The sequence below is a fragment of the Bradyrhizobium sp. MOS002 genome, assembly GCF_003020115.1.
GTDB lineage: Bacteria > Pseudomonadota > Alphaproteobacteria > Rhizobiales > Xanthobacteraceae > Bradyrhizobium.
This window is the reverse complement of sequence record NZ_PYFX01000001.1, coordinates 387,501-401,834: the sequence shown is the minus strand read 5'-3', so window position 1 is coordinate 401,834 and position 14,334 is coordinate 387,501. Positions and strand designations below refer to the sequence as shown.

Genomic DNA, 14,334 nt, shown 5'->3' with positions numbered 1-14,334 from the left:
ATGTCTGTACAGGAAGCGCTGCCGCTGGGCGGCCTTGCGACCGGGCAGCCCGGTGATTTTCGCGCCGACCATGTGCTGGTGGCCGAGATGGTCAAGCCGGGCTCGAAGGTGCTCGACGTCGGCTGTGGCGAGGGCGACCTGCTCCAGCTGCTGGAAACTCGCGGCATCGACGGCCGCGGCATCGAGTTGTCGCGCGAGGGCGTCAACCGCTGCGTCGCCAAGGGACTTGCGGTGGTGCAGGGCGATGCCGACACCGACCTCGTGAATTACCCGGATGACGCCTTCGACTACGTGATCCTGTCGCAAACGTTGCAGGCGACGCGGCAGCCGAAAGTGGTGCTGGAGAATTTGCTGCGCATCGGCCGCCGCGCCATCGTGTCGTTCCCGAATTTCGGCTTCTGGAAGATGCGGCTCCAGCTCCTGATCGGCGGCCACATGCCGCGCACGGAGAATCTGCCGGCAAGCTGGTATGACACCGCCAACATCCATTTTTGCACCATCAAGGATTTCGTCGAGCTTTGTGACGCGATCGACGTCAAGATGGAACGTGCCGAGGCGCTCGACCTCTACGGCCGTCCGCTGCGGCTGCGGATGCCCTGGTGGGTGTGGAATCTGTTCGGCGAGCAGGGCGTGTTCTTGCTGACGCGGGGCGGCAGGAAGTAGGCCTGCCCGTAGCCCGGACGGAGCGTGTGGGGACGCCTTCGCGCTAATGCGCCGCCAGCGACCTCGGATCGCGCACCGGCCATGTTCCCGCTTCCACCAGCGTGACGAACCGTTCCACCGTTTCGTTGAACAGCGCTGGCTCCTCGAGATTCAGCACGTGGCCGGACTTCGGAAACATGGCGAGCCCAGCCGCAGGCAGATGCTTCTTCAGGAACAGGCTTGCGCCCACGCACGGATCGTCCTCGTCGCCGCAGATGATGAGTGCCGGCGTCGTGGCGGCTCTGATCGCGTCCGTCATCGTAAAGATCGAGGGACGGCCGGCCTGGAAGCCGCGCATCGTCCGCGCCGAACCCTTGGCGTCGTGCCGCGCCAGGGCGGCGTAGAAATCGGCGTGGCCGCGCGGGTCCTTCACCAGGAAGGGAATCCGGCTCGGCGCCTCGCGCGTGACTTTTGCGACTTCGGCTGAGCCGAGCATCTCGAACTGCTCCGCGTTGATGCGGCACTGCTGGCGCCAGGCGTCGAGGTTGTCGATCTCCGAGCCCGAGCCGACGCCGGCGAGAGTCATCGACAGTGCACGTTGGGACGCGTTGAGCCCGATCTGGAGCGACGAATAGGCGCCCATCGAGAGACCGACGAAGTGCGCGCGATCGATCTTCAAATGATCGAGCACCGCGAGCGCATCGGTGTAGAAATGCGTGTAGCTGTAGACCTCGCCATCAGGCACGTCCGATGGCGTGTAGCCGCGCGCGGAATAGGTGATGCAGCGATGCCCGCGCGAAAAGGAGCGCATCTGCGGCTCCCAATTGGTGTAGTCGGCCGCGAATTCGTGCAGAAAAATAATCGGCGTGCCCGCGCCTGCTTCTTCGAAATAGAGGCGGCAATTGTCTTTCGTGAGGGCGTGAGGCATCCAGTTTTCTCCCTGAGGTGGCTGCGGCATTGGAATGCCGTCCTGCGGTCAGCGCATACGATCCTAACACTTGTTAATCATCGTCCAAAATCTCCGCGGCCGCGTCTTTTTCTCGCCACATCAAGATACTGATACAGCCCGCGGATGTCGGCCACCGCACGGGCCGATTGGGAAGTGGGGTGTCAACGAAGGATGAAGAATGTTCGAGTTGTTTGCGTCTCGCCTGTCGCGTTGTGTCGTCGCGCTGGCTGTTTTCTTCGCGGCGGTCGCCGCGCTCACCTCTCCGGCGTCAGCACGATCTCATCGTCATAGCGCAGAGCGGCACGCTTACGCGCATCACGCCAGCAGACATCATCATTTCCGGTATCATGCACGCAGCTCGCGCTTCGAGCGCGGCGCAGCGCAATTGCAGGCGAGCGGCTTCGGCAACACCTTCGCCAGCTATGACCCGAACGCCAATAGCGGCGGCATCGCCATGAGCGGCAGCGGTGGAATGGCCATGAGCGGCGGTGGTGGAATGGTTACCAGCGATAGCGGCGGGATGACCACGCGCGCCAGCCGTCGCATCGCCATGAGGCGCGGAGGTGGAATGGCCACTAACGCGAATGACGGCGGCGTGGCCAATAGCGCGACGAGCAGCAGCGGCTTCGGTGGTGGGTCGGGTCTCGTGTCCGAAGCACGCCGCTATGTCGGCGGCAATCCGACCGGCCGCGGCAGTCTGTGGTGCGCGCGGTTCATGAACATGGTGCTTGAGAAGACCGGTCACCGTGGCACCGGCTCCGATATGGCGAATTCGTTCGCGCATTATGGCACGCGCGTCTCCGGTCCGCAGGTCGGCGCCATCGCAGTGATGTCGCGCGGTGGTCGGGGTGGGCATGTCGGCATCATCACCGGCATCGATGCGCAGGGTAATCCGATCATGATCTCCGGCAACAACGGCAACCGCGTCCGCGAAGCACCGATCTCGCGCGGCCGGATCTATGCGTATGTGATGCCGAATTGACGCTTGTCATTGCGAGCGAAGCGAAGCAATCCAGAATCCCTCCGCGGGTGCACTCTGGATTGCTTCGTCGCTTCGCGCCTCGCAATGACGGAGTACGTGGAGCCGGCGCCGCGTCACACCAGCTTCGGCTCTTCCAACGCAACCGCGTCGCCCACGCCGATGTCGCCGTCGGCGATCACCTCGGCATAGATGCCGCAATCCATGTGGCCGAGATTGCTCGAGAGCGCGGCCGGGATTTCGAGATCGCGCCTGGCGGTATCAGGATCGACATTGGTGGCCGGGCAGCGCTTGATGCGCTTGACCACTTGCAGCCGGGCCTGTCCGATCGCCAGCGTCTGGCCGACAAGGTCGAGCTCGGACCAGGCCGGCCAGCCCTTCACGTAGAGATTGGCGCGGAAGCGCAGCGGGTGGACGGCGGCGCCGCCGAGCATGGTCTCGAGCGCGCGAACGCTGTCGAGATTGATGATGGATATGACCTTGCGGGCGACGTCGGAAAAGCTGTGGTCGCGGCCGGACAGGATCTTGGGCGGGCCCTTCAGCTCCGGCTGAAAGTTCTGGCTGAAATAGTCCTCGATGGCGGCGCGCCCGGCGGCGGTGCCGAGATCGCCGCTGGCGACGATCTGGCCGTCCTTGCGGATGGTCAGGCGGTTGGTCGCGTCCTCGAACCGGCTGTCGAGCGATGCCAGCCGCTCATTGCGCGCCAGCATCAGGAACTGGATCTTCGGCTTCCACTGCGGCTGTTCCGGATCGAAGCCGCTCGGGCCGTTCTCGACGGCGTAGCGGCGGTCGGCGGGCAGGGTCTGGCCGGTCCGCAGGGAGACGCGGGGCAGGGGCTCCGGCGTCAGGCCCTTGATCGGGTAGCGGTAGAGGCCGGTGATCTCGGCGGTCTGGCTGGCTGTCATTGCGCTAGGGGTCATGCCGCTACTTAGGGGATTCGGCCCACCGTCGCCAAGCGCACGGGTCTGCGCACGAAATTGTGAACTCGCCTCTTCCGGTCCGAGGCCTCGCTTCCCACATCTGGGTCAGGCCGGCGCCAGCGCTGGCTGATAACGACCGTTGCCGGTTGAGAAACGTCAATGCGGTCATCGGAAACCCAATGAAGATGCCGTTTGGAGTGCCTTTGAGGGCTCCAGGGGCAGGCCGAGGGAAAGACCACGATATGAACATCGAAAAATATACCGAACGCTCAAGGGGCTTCGTCCAGTCCGCGCAGTCGCTTGCGGTGCGCGAAGGGCACCAGCAGTTTTCGACCCTGCACCTGCTGAAGGTCCTGCTTGATGACAGCGAGGGTCTCGCTGGCGGTCTGATCGACCGCGCCGGCGGCAATTCCCGCGCAATTCTGAAGGCCACCGAGGACGCCTTGAACAAGGTGCCGAAGGTCTCTGGCGGCGGCGCCGGCCAGATCTACCTGGCGCCCGAACTCGCCCGCACCTTCGACGCCGCCGAAAAGGCCGGCGAGAAGGCCGGCGACAGCTTTGTCACGGTCGAGCGGCTGCTGCTCGGGCTCGCGCTGGAGAAGACCAGCGAGGCGGGCGTGATCCTGGCCAAGGGCGGCGTCACCCCGCAGAACCTCAACTCGGCGATCGAAGCGCTGCGCAAGGGCCGGACCGCGGACTCCGCAACGGCCGAGAACGCGTACGACGCGCTGAAGAAATATGCCCGCGACCTCACCCAGGCTGCGCGCGACGGCAAGCTCGACCCGGTCATCGGCCGCGACGAGGAGATCCGCCGCACGATCCAGGTGCTGTCGCGCCGGACCAAGAACAATCCCGTCCTGATCGGCGAGCCCGGCGTCGGCAAGACCGCCATCGCCGAGGGCTTGGCGCTGCGCATCGTCAACGGCGACGTGCCGGAGAGCCTGAAGGACAAGAAGCTGCTGTCGCTCGACCTCGGTGCGCTGATTGCGGGTGCAAAATATCGCGGTGAGTTCGAGGAGCGGCTGAAGGCCGTGCTCCAGGAAGTGACCGGGAGCGAGGGCAATTTCATCCTGTTCATCGACGAGATGCACACGCTGATCGGCGCCGGCAAGGGCGATGGCGCGATGGACGCGTCCAACCTGCTCAAGCCTGCGCTCGCCCGAGGGGAGCTGCACTGCATCGGCGCCACCACGCTCGACGAGTACCGGAAGCACGTCGAAAAGGACGCGGCGCTGGCGCGGCGTTTCCAGCCGATCTTCGTCAGCGAGCCCTCGGTCGAGGACACGATCTCGATTCTGCGCGGGCTGAAGGACAAGTACGAGCAGCACCACGGCGTGCGGATCACCGATTCCGCGCTGGTCGCCGCAACGACGCTGTCCAACCGCTACATCACCGACCGCTTCCTGCCGGACAAGGCGATCGACCTCATGGACGAGGCCGCCGCGCGGCTCAAGATGCAGGTCGATTCCAAGCCGGAAGAGCTGGATTCGATGGATCGGGAAATCATCCGGCTGAAGATCGAACAGGAAGCATTGAAGAAAGAGAGCGATGCCGGTTCGAAGAGCCGCCTGCAGACGCTGGAGAAGGAGCTGGCCGATCTCGAGGAGAAGTCCGCGGCGTTGACGGCACGCTGGAGCGCGGAGAAGAACAAGCTCTCCGACGCCCAGAAGCTGAAGGCCGAGCTCGACGGCTTGCGGGTCGAACTTGCCAACGCGCAGCGCCGCGGTGAATTCCAGAAGGCCGGCGAGCTGGCCTATGGCCGGATCCCCGAGCTCGAAAAGCAGCTTGCAGACATCGAGGCCAAGGAGAACTCCGGCGAGATGATGGAGGAGGCGGTCACCGCCAACCACATCGCGCAGGTGGTCTCGCGCTGGACCGGCGTGCCCGTCGACAAGATGCTCGAGGGCGAGAAGGACAAGCTCTTGAGGATGGAGGACTCGCTCGGCAAGCGCGTCGTCGGCCAGGCCGAAGCCGTGCATGCGGTCGCGACCGCCGTGCGCCGTTCGCGCGCAGGGCTGCAGGACCCGAACCGGCCGACCGGCTCGTTCATGTTCCTGGGGCCCACCGGCGTCGGCAAGACCGAGCTGACGAAAGCGCTCGCCGAATATCTGTTCAACGACGAGACCGCGATGGTCCGCCTCGACATGTCCGAGTACATGGAGAAGCACTCGGTCTCGCGGCTGATCGGCGCGCCTCCGGGCTATGTCGGTTATGACGAGGGCGGTGCCCTGACCGAGGCGGTGCGACGCCGGCCCTACCAGGTGGTGCTGTTCGACGAGATCGAGAAGGCGCATCCCGACGTCTTCAACGTCCTGTTGCAGGTGCTCGACGACGGCCGCCTCACCGACGGCCAGGGCCGCACCGTCGACTTCCGCAACACGCTGATCATCATGACCTCGAACCTCGGTTCGGAGTATCTGGTGAACCAGCCGGAGGGCGAGGACACTTCGGCCGTGCGCGACCAGGTGATGGGAATGGTGCGGGGGCATTTCCGCCCCGAATTCCTCAACCGCGTCGACGAGATCATCCTGTTCCACCGTTTGCAGCGGAGCGAGATAGGCCGGATCGTCGAGATCCAGTTCGCGCGGCTGCAGAAGCTTCTGACCGATCGCAAGATCGTGCTGACGCTCGACGCTGCGGGACGCGACTGGCTTGCCGCCAAGGGCTGGGATCCCGCCTACGGCGCAAGGCCGCTGAAGCGCGTGATCCAGCGTCACGTCCAGGATCCGCTCGCCGAAATGATCCTGGCCGGCGACGTCAAGGACGGCGACAGCGTTGCGATCTCGTCCGAAGGCAACGTGCTGACCTTCAACGGCAAGGCGCCGCAGACCGCGGAGATCGCCCAGTTCGAGACTCCGGTGACGAAGCGGAAGTTGAACTGATCGCAGGCCCAAACAAACGCTCCGGAGAGGTTCGTCCTCTCCGGTTTTTTTTCGGCGCTGGCGCTACTTCCTGGTGACCTTGTAGATCGCGTTCTCCACGTCCGACGAGAAGTAGATCACTCCCGTCGCCCCAATCGCCACGCCCGTCGGAATATGCGTCGGCAGTCCTCCGGGTGCCCCGATCAGGCCGATCGGGAGATTGGCCGCGATCTCGGTGATCGTGCCGCTCTCCGGTGCGATCTCGATCAACCGCTTCGCGCCGACCTCCGCCACGATCAGCTTGCCGTCGCTGCCGCGTGCGATCCCTTCAGGCATTTTTAGGTCCTTGGCGATGACGGTCTTTTCGCCGCCGCTCTCGATCATCGAAATGACGCCGGAAAAGGCTTCGGTGACATAGACCTCGCCGCGCGATCCCGCGACGAGCCCGACCGGGCCCTCGAGGCCGCCGATCAGCGGGGTGCGGTCCTTGCCGTGCTCGCCGCTGACACGGACCAGCGATTTGGTGCCGAGCTCGGCCACCAAAATGCTGCCGTCCGCGAGCACGAGCGCGTCGTGCGGCGCCTTGAAGCCGTGCAGCATGTCGCGGGTAGCGCCGGTCTTGCCGTCGATCACCTGCACCGTGCCGGTGAACCAGCTCGACAGGACCACATCGTTGCCCTTGGCCGTCGCGCTCATCGGATATTCGAGCGTGACGCCGGCGGCGTGCATGCGGGCCTTCTCGGTGACCTCGCCGGTCGCGCCGTCCACCGTGCGATAGGCGAACACGTCGGCGACGTGGATCGTATCCTTGCCGTTCTCCGACGTGACGCCGATGCCGCCGGGCAAAGCGAGCTTGCCGACAATGACCTGCCGCGCCTGGCCGGTCGCGGGATCGACCTCCTGGATGCCGTTGTCGGCCATGTTGGAGACGTAGATCCGGTCCTTGTCGTCGATCGCGAGATTGTCCAGCGACGGCTTCAATTGCGCGACCATGGTCTTGGCGCCCGAGTTCGGATCGACCCGAACAAGCTGGCCGAGCGCGGTGTCGACCACCCAGAGATTGCCCTTGGAATCGAAGTTCACCGCGGCCGGAACCTTGAAGCCGTCGGCAACGACGGTCAGCTCGGCCTTGTCGACGTCGACCTTGGCGACCTGTCCCTTGAACCAGAGCGGACCGTAGAGCTTGTCGTCAGGGCCGAACTCGAAGCCGTTGAGGCCGCCCATCTTCTCCATGATCTGGCGCGGCGGTTTGACGCCCTCGACATCGATCTCATAGAGCGTGTCGCCGAGGAAGACGGTGGTGGCGTAGAGTCTGCCATCCTTGCGGAAGGCGAGAGAATTGATGCCGGAAAGGCCGGAAGCGAGCTTCTTGATGGGCCCGTCGCCCTTGCGCGAATAGAGATCGCCGGCCAGGAAACCGGTCCAGGCCATGGTTCCGTCGGGCGCGAACGCGATGTCGTCGGCCATTCCGACCGGAGCGGGGATTGCAACCTTGGCGGTACCGCCGGCGATGTCGACCTCGTAGAGCGCCGCTCCCGCGACGCTGCCGGCAAACAGATGGCCGGCCTTGTCGATCGCAAGCCCGTGCACGCCGTGGAACGCCGAGCCGGGGACGAGCTTGGTGACCTCCCAGTTTTCGGCCGAAACACTGGTGGCGGAGACAATCGCAGCGACGAAGGCTGCGCAGGCGAGCCTGTTCTTCATGGCGAGACCTCCCGTTTTTTGGAAAGTATTCGCTCCTCATGCGGCTTTGGCAAACGAAACTTGACGTTGTGATGGCGCCAAGCGGGCCTCGCGGGACGAGGTCTAATCCAGGTCGTGGTTGAAGATATCCGGCCGATCTCGGCCGGTTCGCCGGCTCTACCGGTTGGTGACCTGCAACGGACCACCGGTGGCGTCGGACATCCGGGCGATGGCGCCGGCGCGGCCGCTCATCATGCCGTCGAGCCGGTCGCGCTCCTTCTCGAAGCCGGCCAGCATCGGGCCTTCCAGCGAGCGGCCGCGCGGCAGTTTCACGCGCAGCGGATCGACGAAGCGGCCGTTGACCAGGATTTCGTAGTGGACGTGCGGGCCGGTCGACGCGCCGGTCGAACCGACGAAGCCGATCACCTGGCCCTGCCGCACCTTCTTGCCGGGCTCCATGCCCTTGGCGAAGGCCGACATATGGCCATAGGCGGTCTCGTAGCCGTTGTTATGCTTGATGCGGATGTATTTGCCGTAGCCGCCCTCGGGGCCGGCCTTCTCGATCACGCCGTTGCCGGAGGCGAAGATCGGCGTGCCGTAGGAGGTGGCCCAGTCGACGCCGGTATGCATCTTCACATAGCCGAGGATGGGGTGACGGCGGCCGCCGAAGCCGGAGCGCATGATGGCGTTGTTGACGGGCTTGCGTACCAGGAACTTCTTTGCGCTCTTGCCGGTCTCGTCATAGTAGTCGACGACGCCGTCGTCGGGGCTCTGGTAGCGGTAGTATTTCTTGGTTTCGCCGCCGAGCGTGAGCGAAGCGAACAGCACGTCGTTCTTTTCGCTTGCGGTCACGCCTTCGTCTTCGCCGGCGTAGAACACGTCGAATGAATCGCCCGGCGCCACCTTGCGCTGGAAATCGACGTCGTAGGAGTAGATCTTGATCATGTCGTCGATGACGGGCATCGGCACTTTGTTGCGCATCGCGGTCTCGTAGATGCTCTGGTAGAGCCGCACGCCCGTGCCGTCATCGTCGTCATCGTCGTCGCTGTTGGCGTTCGCCGCGGCATCGGCGACGGTGTTCATGCTGGAGACGTCGACCGCGACGTATTTGCCGAGATCGGACAGCGCCGCGATCGCCTCGACCATGGTCTCGTTGGCGATGACGACGCGGTAGGGCTGCAGACGGGCGCCGGGGCTTGCGGGCGCCATCAGGATGCGCAGCTTCTCGCCTTCCTTCAGGCCGCCGTCGCGGCCGCGCGGCCCGAGCGTTGCGGTGATCGCCTTGATCTCGTCTGCCGTGGCGCCGAGATCGCGCAGCACGCCGGCGACGCTGTCGCCCTTCTTGACGACGTGGACGCGTTCGCCGTTGGGATTGCCGCCGGTGATCTGCTCCTTGGTCTTCGGCAGCAGCGTGACGTTTTCCGGCACCACGCGTGTCTCGAAGCCGGCATAGGGATCGGACGGCGACACTTCGGTGGCGTAGGCGCTTCTCATGTCGGACGGGCCAGTCGCGCCGGAGACGTCGGCCGTAGCATTGGAGAGCGCGGCGTAGCGCACCCCGCCATTGCCGCGCCAATTGGCGGCATCGCGGACCCGCATCAGGATGTCGTCGAGCGCCACCACTGCGGAAATCTTGGCTTTCGGCAGCACCTGGGAGAGGTCCCTGGTGACGAACGAGACCTCGGCGTCGGGTTCGACGGCTTCCGGATTATTGGGATCCTCGGATGCCGTCTTCGGATCGGAGCCGACATCGGTGAGAAGGCGCTGGGCGTTGAATGGCGGGATCTTCGCCGACAGGTCGCTCGTCGTCATCGACAGATTGCCGGCAATCCGGATGAAGGGACGCACCCGCATCACGTCGCGGTTGCCGACGCGGGCGACGGTCGAGACGCGCACGATGTTGCGCGAGGCCGTGGATTCGTTCGGCGGCGGCAGGCGGTCGCTCTTGTGCAGCGTGGCGGCCCGGTCGGCGGCGCCGAATGCGCCGCGCAGCGCGCCTTCGACGCGCTCCGGCACCTTGGCGAAGGTCATCTCGCCGTCGAGCGAAGCGAAAACGGCGCCGCCGATCAGGGCTGCGCCGCAAAGTCCGGTTAGAATCGTCCCGCTGAACCATTGCACCGAGACGCGGCGGCGATCGATGACGGCGGCTTCGGAACCATCGACGGACAGCGGCGGCTCGTGGCCGAGATCGATGATCCCGGTCTCACGCCCGTAAGCGCCGCGTGACGTCCTGTGGTTCAACCCAAGTCCCCCAATCAACGACCCGAGAGCCCGATGTCGAGCAGCCCGTTCCGAGCAGCCCAGTTTCGAGCCCCTCCTTACGCCGCCCTCTTCGGGGGCGTCTGGAAAAGCCAAGCCGCATAGGCGTCCGCAGTCAGAAGGCCCAGATGACGGACCGGCCGAAATTACGAACAGCTAAGCGGAAAAAGATCTCTCGATGTGTCTCGAATGTCTGAAGAAGGCCGCTTCATCGGATGATCGCCTTCCTCTGACCCCACACAAACCGCCGGCAGCCCCCACTGGCATCCCTGCGATTCAAGCTTTGTCTGTACCAGAACGCCGGGGGATTGTGGCTCAAGTACGGCGCCTAATATGGAAAAGTTTCCGGAAACGGCCAGGCGCCAGGGGCCTTCCAGGGGCGGGCGCTCCAAGCCCCGTTCAAGGCGCCTCCGGAGCCCCCTCGGGCCCAAACTTTTTTTGGGTTTTTTCTCCGCGCCGCCCCGATCCAGCCGCTCGGCGCCTTTCTAACCCACTGTAATCGCGTTGATTTTTCAAACAATCCACCGTGCGACGATTTTCTGACAATGGTCGTTGACAACCCCGATGGGTGGGGCCTATAACCCGACCACTGAGCGCGGCGCCGCCGGGTCACTGACCAAGGCGAGCGAACGCGCCACTGATGCTCCTCACCTTGTTGAGTGACACAACAGTCGACGTAAGTCGATTGGAGTTCATCCATCGTCGGTAAGGGTGTCGGAACCCTTCCTCTCTGGAAGGTTGGGGCCTCCTGGTCCCGGGCTGTTTGACAAGTGAAGATGAAGAAAGAGAAACGTGGACGGCGGAGTCCTTGCGGGTCTCGCATTTAAAGAGCTTCGGCTTTTTGGATCGGGACCGGACGAAAGACTTCGGCGGTACACGTTTTAAGGTTACACCATCGTTGCCAGCGATGTGAATCGCGGGCAGCTCATCGACTTCGGTCGATGAAAAATGGTGGGACCTCGTCAAAACGTTGTGATCAGCCGGTTCAAAGTTCAAGTCCAACTTGAGAGTTTGATCCTGGCTCAGAGCGAACGCTGGCGGCAGGCTTAACACATGCAAGTCGAGCGGGCGTAGCAATACGTCAGCGGCAGACGGGTGAGTAACGCGTGGGAACATACCTTTTGGTTCGGAACAACACAGGGAAACTTGTGCTAATACCGGATAAGCCCTTACGGGGAAAGATTTATCGCCGAAAGATTGGCCCGCGTCTGATTAGCTAGTTGGTGAGGTAATGGCTCACCAAGGCGACGATCAGTAGCTGGTCTGAGAGGATGATCAGCCACATTGGGACTGAGACACGGCCCAAACTCCTACGGGAGGCAGCAGTGGGGAATATTGGACAATGGGCGCAAGCCTGATCCAGCCATGCCGCGTGAGTGATGAAGGCCCTAGGGTTGTAAAGCTCTTTTGTGCGGGAAGATAATGACGGTACCGCAAGAATAAGCCCCGGCTAACTTCGTGCCAGCAGCCGCGGTAATACGAAGGGGGCTAGCGTTGCTCGGAATCACTGGGCGTAAAGGGTGCGTAGGCGGGTCTTTAAGTCAGGGGTGAAATCCTGGAGCTCAACTCCAGAACTGCCTTTGATACTGAGGATCTTGAGTTCGGGAGAGGTGAGTGGAACTGCGAGTGTAGAGGTGAAATTCGTAGATATTCGCAAGAACACCAGTGGCGAAGGCGGCTCACTGGCCCGATACTGACGCTGAGGCACGAAAGCGTGGGGAGCAAACAGGATTAGATACCCTGGTAGTCCACGCCGTAAACGATGAATGCCAGCCGTTAGTGGGTTTACTCACTAGTGGCGCAGCTAACGCTTTAAGCATTCCGCCTGGGGAGTACGGTCGCAAGATTAAAACTCAAAGGAATTGACGGGGGCCCGCACAAGCGGTGGAGCATGTGGTTTAATTCGACGCAACGCGCAGAACCTTACCAGCCCTTGACATGTCCAGGACCGGTCGCAGAGATGTGACCTTCTCTTCGGAGCCTGGAACACAGGTGCTGCATGGCTGTCGTCAGCTCGTGTCGTGAGATGTTGGGTTAAGTCCCGCAACGAGCGCAACCCCCGTCCTTAGTTGCTACCATTTAGTTGAGCACTCTAAGGAGACTGCCGGTGATAAGCCGCGAGGAAGGTGGGGATGACGTCAAGTCCTCATGGCCCTTACGGGCTGGGCTACACACGTGCTACAATGGCGGTGACAATGGGACGCTAAGGGGCAACCCTTCGCAAATCTCAAAAAGCCGTCTCAGTTCGGATTGGGCTCTGCAACTCGAGCCCATGAAGTTGGAATCGCTAGTAATCGTGGATCAGCACGCCACGGTGAATACGTTCCCGGGCCTTGTACACACCGCCCGTCACACCATGGGAGTTGGTTTTACCTGAAGACGGTGCGCTAACCAGCAATGGAGGCAGCCGGCCACGGTAGGGTCAGCGACTGGGGTGAAGTCGTAACAAGGTAGCCGTAGGGGAACCTGCGGCTGGATCACCTCCTTTCTAAGGATGGTTCTTCAGAAGCTTGCTTCTATCGAACCGTTTTAGAAACATCAGTGGCCAACGGTCGTCAGGATCGTTGAGCTGCATTGGCGGGATTTCGCCGTCTTCGTTTCTCTTTCTTCGCGGACGAACACGCGCTGGGGCTGCAACCTTGCAGAATCCCTGGTCCTTGACTGGATATGCGTTAGGGGCTTGTAGCTCAGTTGGTTAGAGCGCGCGCTTGATAAGCGTGAGGTCGGAAGTTCAAGTCTTCCCAGGCCCACCACACTCATCGAGTGAGCATTCGTCTTCTGGTTACGGGGCCATAGCTCAGCTGGGAGAGCGCGTGCTTTGCAAGCATGAGGTCGTCGGTTCGATCCCGTCTGGCTCCACCAGATGGTTTGATCACCGACTGCCCATACCGTCGTCCGCGAAACATCACTTCGCACTTACTAGTCCGGATGGACAGTAAGCTGCGTGATTTCTGACATCGTAAAGAGGAGATCGATCCGAGTTGGATCGTGCGGCAAGCAATTGCCACGCGATACTTCATTATCTCCGGATCATTTCGGCGCTCGTGCGTCTTCCAGGGTAGCTCACAAGGCTGCATTGAAAGACGAACGAGTTGTAAATGATCCTTTTAGCGAAGCTTGACCGCCTCGCTATCGGAACGATCTTACGAAGCAAGCTGGTCTTTCTAATCATTGTCCGGCTGCAGATAGCGTTCATCGAGGGCGCGTACCGCAAGGTAATTCTGCAGACAACATTCTGCCGAGTGTGTGGACATTGATAATGAGAGCAATCAAGTGCCTTAAGGGTGTTCGGTGGATGCCTTGGCGCTGAGAGGCGATGAAGGACGTGCTACGCTGCGATAAGCCGTGGGGAGCTGCGAAGAAGCTTTGATCCATGGATTTCCGAATGGGGAAACCCACCTTCGATAGCCGGAACTCCAAGACCTCAGTCGAAAGACTGTGGTGTGGGGTTCGAACAGAAATGTGAGAAGCCTAAGCCTTTAGATTTCGATCGAAGAGGTTTTGGATTTCCGGTTATCAAAAGAAGGTATGAGACTTCTGAATACATAGGAGGTTTCAAGCAAACCCAGGGAACTGAAACATCTAAGTACCTGGAGGAAAGGACATCAACAGAGACTCCGTTAGTAGTGGCGAGCGAACGCGGACCAGGCCAGTGATACATCAAAGACAATCGGAACCAGTCAGGAAAGCTGGGCCTTAGAGGGTGATAGCCCCGTACGAGTAATGCGATGATGTATCCACGAGTAAGGCGGGACACGTGAAATCCTGTCTGAACGCGGGGGGACCACCCTCCAAGCCTAAGTACTCCTCAGCGACCGATAGTGAACCAGTACCGTGAGGGAAAGGTGAAAAGCACCCCGACGAGGGGAGTGAAATAGACCTGAAACCGGACACCTACAAACAGATGGAGCCCAAGATACGTTCTGGGTGACATCGTACCTTTTGTATTATGGGCCAGCGACTTAATTTAACGAGCAAGCTTAAGCCGATAGGCGAAGGCGTAGCGAAAGCGAGTCTGAATAGGGCGTCAAGTTCGTTGTA

7 protein-coding genes, 2 tRNA genes and 2 rRNA genes (1 of these 11 cut by a window edge) are annotated in these 14,334 nt (G+C 62.1%); 7 read left to right on the top strand and 4 right to left on the bottom strand.

Annotation, left to right across the window (positions count from 1 at the left end):
• Window positions 1-663, top strand: a complete 663-nt coding sequence (metW, locus tag C7G41_RS02030) for a methionine biosynthesis protein MetW (RefSeq protein ID WP_007597293.1) — start codon at window positions 1-3, stop codon at window positions 661-663.
• A gap of 43 nt (window positions 664-706) precedes the next feature.
• On the opposite strand, the gene C7G41_RS02025 is transcribed toward metW, so the two are convergent.
• Window positions 707-1,570 (bottom strand): alpha/beta fold hydrolase, encoded by an 864-nt coding sequence (locus tag C7G41_RS02025; RefSeq protein ID WP_106940999.1) that lies wholly within the window; start codon window positions 1,568-1,570, stop codon window positions 707-709.
• A 199-nt stretch (window positions 1,571-1,769) separates the two neighbouring features.
• Between C7G41_RS02025 and C7G41_RS02020 the strand changes: the two genes are divergently transcribed.
• Window positions 1,770-2,573 (top strand): TIGR02594 family protein, encoded by an 804-nt coding sequence (locus C7G41_RS02020; protein ID WP_106940998.1) that lies wholly within the window; start codon window positions 1,770-1,772, stop codon window positions 2,571-2,573.
• A gap of 113 nt (window positions 2,574-2,686) precedes the next feature.
• Here C7G41_RS02020 and C7G41_RS02010 read toward each other — a convergent pair whose 3' ends face one another.
• Window positions 2,687-3,475 carry an MOSC domain-containing protein gene (locus tag C7G41_RS02010; protein ID WP_106940996.1) on the bottom strand — a complete coding sequence of 263 codons (789 nt, stop codon included), beginning with the start codon at window positions 3,473-3,475 and terminating at the stop codon, window positions 2,687-2,689.
• 257 nt (window positions 3,476-3,732) lie between these two features.
• Here C7G41_RS02010 and clpB point away from each other — a divergent pair, with 257 nt between their 5' ends.
• Complete coding sequence (gene clpB, locus C7G41_RS02005) at window positions 3,733-6,372, top strand: ATP-dependent chaperone ClpB (RefSeq protein ID WP_106940995.1); 2,640 nt, start codon at window positions 3,733-3,735, stop codon at window positions 6,370-6,372.
• A 63-nt stretch (window positions 6,373-6,435) separates the two neighbouring features.
• Here clpB and C7G41_RS02000 read toward each other — a convergent pair whose 3' ends face one another.
• Window positions 6,436-8,055, bottom strand: a complete 1,620-nt coding sequence (locus C7G41_RS02000; RefSeq protein ID WP_106940994.1) for a hypothetical protein — start codon at window positions 8,053-8,055, stop codon at window positions 6,436-6,438.
• Between the two features lie 156 nt (window positions 8,056-8,211).
• Window positions 8,212-10,275 carry a M23 family metallopeptidase gene (locus C7G41_RS01995; RefSeq protein WP_106940993.1) on the bottom strand — a complete coding sequence of 688 codons (2,064 nt, stop codon included), beginning with the start codon at window positions 10,273-10,275 and terminating at the stop codon, window positions 8,212-8,214.
• A 1,017-nt stretch (window positions 10,276-11,292) separates the two neighbouring features.
• On the opposite strand from C7G41_RS01995, the gene C7G41_RS01990 reads away from it, so the two are divergent.
• The 4 genes from C7G41_RS01990 to C7G41_RS01975 all read left to right on the top strand — a co-directional run.
• Window positions 11,293-12,781 (top strand): 16S ribosomal RNA (locus C7G41_RS01990).
• 188 nt (window positions 12,782-12,969) lie between these two features.
• Window positions 12,970-13,046: transfer RNA gene (locus C7G41_RS01985), tRNA-Ile, on the top strand.
• A 33-nt stretch (window positions 13,047-13,079) separates the two neighbouring features.
• Window positions 13,080-13,155 (top strand) — tRNA-Ala (locus C7G41_RS01980).
• A gap of 405 nt (window positions 13,156-13,560) precedes the next feature.
• Window positions 13,561-14,334 (top strand): 23S ribosomal RNA (locus C7G41_RS01975) (it continues 2,099 nt past the right edge of the window).
• The 16S and 23S rRNA genes sit together here with 2 tRNA genes alongside, the layout of an rRNA operon.

Bases quoted from the DNA above. Each gene is read 5' to 3' on its own strand.
- C7G41_RS02020 (WP_106940998.1), top strand. From the start codon at position 1,770: ATGTTCGAGTTGTTTGCGTCTCGCCTGTCGCGTTGTGTCGTCGCGCTG.
- C7G41_RS02010 (WP_106940996.1), bottom strand. From the start codon at position 3,475: ATGACAGCCAGCCAGACCGCCGAGATCACCGGCCTCTACCGCTACCCG.
- C7G41_RS02000 (WP_106940994.1), bottom strand. From the start codon at position 8,055: ATGAAGAACAGGCTCGCCTGCGCAGCCTTCGTCGCTGCGATTGTCTCC.
- C7G41_RS02025 (WP_106940999.1), bottom strand. From the start codon at position 1,570: ATGCCTCACGCCCTCACGAAAGACAATTGCCGCCTCTATTTCGAAGAA.
- metW (WP_007597293.1), top strand. From the start codon at position 1: ATGTCTGTACAGGAAGCGCTGCCGCTGGGCGGCCTTGCGACCGGGCAG.
- clpB (WP_106940995.1), top strand. From the start codon at position 3,733: ATGAACATCGAAAAATATACCGAACGCTCAAGGGGCTTCGTCCAGTCC.